This window comes from Coprobacillus sp. AF33-1AC (assembly GCF_003475785.1).
Taxonomy (GTDB): Bacteria; Bacillota_I; Bacilli_A; order Erysipelotrichales; family Coprobacillaceae; genus Faecalibacillus.
Genome location: NZ_QRQB01000045.1, coordinates 1 through 3049, shown reverse-complemented (window position 1 = coordinate 3049; position 3049 = coordinate 1). Strand labels below are relative to the sequence as shown.

Below are 3049 nucleotides of genomic sequence, written 5' to 3'. Positions count from 1 at the left end.
CCTTTCACGCATGCATTCACGGGTTCGAATCCCGTACGAGTCACCATTTAGAATTGAACATCATGTATATGATGTTTTTTTATTTATCAAGGAGAAGCGTATGAGTTATGACATTGTAAAATTTATTGTCATTTTAGGTTCAATACTGATGACAATGTATGGTTTAAGTTGTTTTAATTATGAACACTTTATTTTAAAAGGAAAAGTGAAACAATTTTATTTAACTTATATTATTGTTTCTCTAGCAATTGGTTACATGCTTGCATCTTTTATCTTAGATTTTATGACAATTCATTTCTAAATTATTTTAGAATTCATAGGATATACTATGAAAACAATGATAATGAAGATAGGAATTGTCTTTTTTTTATTCATTTCCTTTTTCTTTATTCAAGTTCCTACTATGACTAAAAAGAAAGTCTATTATAAACATATAAAAAAAGACGAATATGTACATGTAAAAATAGACCAAGACACCCAAAATATTTTATTAGATGATTATTTGTTAGGGGTTGTTGCAGGAGAAATGCCTGCCTCTTTTCATGAGGAAGCAATTAAGGCACAAGTTCTGGCAAGTCGTACTTTTGTTTATTCACGTTTACTTAGCGTAGATAATACAACATCTAGTCAAGTATATTTAACAGATCAACAAATTCAAGTTTCTTGGAAGGAACATTACCATGAGTATAAGGAAAAAGTAAAAAAAGCGATCAAGGATACTAAAGGAGAAATTATTACTTATCAAGGTAAGTGCATTTCAGCATTGTTTTATTCTAGCAGTAACGGGTATAGTGAAAATGTTGAAGACTATTTTAAGGGGAGTCCACAACCCTATTTGAAGTCAGTTGATTCTCATTGGGATAAAAATGAAGATCCTCGCTTTAAAAGGAAAAATTATTTTACAGTTCAAGAATTAAAAACAAAATTACATTCTCTAGATTTTAAAAATATAACATATAAAAAAAGTGGACGCGTTGATCAAATTCAAATTGGTAATAAAATATATACAGGAAGAGAGGTACGAGAAATCCTCAATTTACCTTCTAGCGATTTTAAAATAATTAAAGAAGGAAATAAATATTGTTTTATTACTCAAGGATGTGGTCATGGAGTGGGAATGAGTCAGTATGGTGCTCAAGGTATGGCAAAAGAAGGATATGATTATAAAACGATTATTCAGCATTATTATCAAGGAGTGAAAATTGAAAAAAGATAGCATAAAGATTTTTATTATGGTCACAATTCTTTTGAGGTGAAATAATGAAAAACTTTATTAAAAAAAATAAAAAAATGCTATTTTTAGTTAGTGCTTTAGTTATTTTTCTGGGTGGAAGTGCGATTTTTCAAGTCGTTGTTAATCAATTAAAACCTTTTGAAGAAGTTCCTGTTGTTAATGTGGAAAAAAGAAAAGAAAAGAAAGTTGAAGAACATAAAGAGGTGTTATGTAAGCCAGTAGCTAATCAAATTCAAATTGCCAGAGAATATTATGATTCACATTTAAAAGAGGAACGTTTAGAGAAAGCCCTTATTTATTTTGAAGGGGTTTATCGTCCTCATTATGGACTAGATTATCAAAATAATGGTGAAGCCTTTGATGTGATGGCAGCAACAAGTGGAACAGTGATAAAAAAAGAAAATGATGCTTTACTTGGTTGGACTTTATCAATTTTAAATGATAGTGGTATAACCACTACATATCAATCTGTTGATTCAATTAAGGTTGAAAAAGGAGATAAAATAAAACAGGGACAAGTGATTGCTAGAAGTGGGGAAAATGTGTATGAATCGGATTTAAAAAGTCATTTACATTTCGTTTTATCCAAGGATAATAAAGTGCTTAATCCCCAACAATTTTTTAATCAAGAAATAACAAAAATCAAGGCATAATCAATTAAAATAGTGATAATGGAAAAAATTATCACTATTTGTTTTTTGTCCTTGTATTTAATAAAATTCGTGATACAATAATCTAGAAAAAATAAGGAGGACGAACGATGGCATTATCTAAAGAAATTGGTATCGATTTAGGTACAGCAAATATATTGATTTATGTCAAAGGTGAAGGGATTGTAGTTAATGAACCTTCAGTAGTATCAATAGATGACGAAACTAAAAAACCTTTAGCAGTAGGACAAGAAGCTAAGGATATGTTAGGTAAGACTCCAGGAAGAGTACAAGCAATTAGACCTTTAAAAGATGGTGTTATTGCTGACTTTAGAGTAACTGAAATCTTATTAACACATTTTATTAATAAATTAAATTTAAAGGGAATTTTCTCAAGACCAACAATTTTAATTTGTTGTCCATCAAATATTACATCAATTGAAAAATCAGCAATTAAAGATGTTGCTGAAAGATGTGGAGCAAGAAAAGTATTTATCGAAGAAGAACCAAAAGTAGCTGCTATTGGAGCAGGATTAGAAATTAATAAACCAACAGGAAATATGGTTATTGATATCGGTGGGGGAACAACTGATATTGCTGTATTATCATTAGGTGATATTGTAACAAGTTCTTCATTAAAAATTGCTGGTGATGTCATGGATGAAGATATTATCAAATTCGTTAAAGATAAATATAAATTATTAATTGGTGATCGTACTGCAGAACAAATCAAAATTGAAATTGGTTCAGCAGTAAAAGGATTATCTGATAAAACAATTGAAGTACGTGGTAGAGATATGGTAACTGGATTACCACATACAATTACATTAACTTCTAATGAAACAGAATTAGCCTTAAGAGAAACATGTGCAACAATCGTTAAAGAAACTAAACACGTTCTAGAACAAACACCTCCAGAATTAGCTGCTGATATCGTATCACGTGGTATCTTCTTAACAGGTGGAGGAGCATTATTAACAGGTTTAGATCAATTATTAGAATCTGAACTTAATGTTCCAGTATTTGTTGCTGATGATGCATTAAATTGTGTTGCTAATGGATGCGGAGTTATGTTAGAAAACTTACATTACGTAAAATAAAAACTATGCCTAGCATAGTTTCAGATTGTTGACAAACCTATACCTTTACATAAAGATATAGGTTT

The 3049-nt window shown here is 29.9% G+C and carries 4 protein-coding genes; all 4 read left to right on the top strand.

The window, feature by feature from the left end; translation table 11 throughout:
- Nucleotides 1-100 precede the first annotated feature (100 nt).
- The 4 genes from DWZ53_RS10980 (at nt 101) to DWZ53_RS10965 (ending at nt 2984) form a co-directional block, all read left to right on the top strand.
- Nucleotides 101-301: a DUF1146 domain-containing protein gene (locus DWZ53_RS10980; protein ID WP_118434202.1), complete on the top strand. Its 201-nt coding sequence runs from the start codon at nt 101-103 to the stop codon at nt 299-301.
- Nucleotides 302-328: 27 nt separating this feature from the next.
- Nucleotides 329-1216 carry a stage II sporulation protein D gene (gene spoIID, locus DWZ53_RS10975; RefSeq protein WP_118434201.1) on the top strand — a complete coding sequence of 296 codons (888 nt, stop codon included), beginning with the start codon at nt 329-331 and terminating at the stop codon, nt 1214-1216.
- 44 nt (nt 1217-1260) lie between these two features.
- Nucleotides 1261-1887, top strand: a complete 627-nt coding sequence (locus DWZ53_RS10970) for a M23 family metallopeptidase (protein ID WP_118434200.1) — start codon at nt 1261-1263, stop codon at nt 1885-1887.
- 107 nt (nt 1888-1994) lie between these two features.
- Entirely contained in the window at nt 1995-2984 is a 990-nt protein-coding gene (locus tag DWZ53_RS10965) for a rod shape-determining protein (RefSeq protein ID WP_118434199.1), read from the top strand.
- Nucleotides 2985-3049: the final 65 nt, after the last annotated feature.

Coding starts and splice junctions, on each gene's coding strand:
- DWZ53_RS10965 (WP_118434199.1), top strand. CDS start 1,995: ATGGCATTATCTAAAGAAATTGGTATCGATTTAGGTACAGCAAATATA.
- spoIID (WP_118434201.1), top strand. CDS start 329: ATGAAAACAATGATAATGAAGATAGGAATTGTCTTTTTTTTATTCATT.
- DWZ53_RS10970 (WP_118434200.1), top strand. CDS start 1,261: ATGAAAAACTTTATTAAAAAAAATAAAAAAATGCTATTTTTAGTTAGT.
- DWZ53_RS10980 (WP_118434202.1), top strand. CDS start 101: ATGAGTTATGACATTGTAAAATTTATTGTCATTTTAGGTTCAATACTG.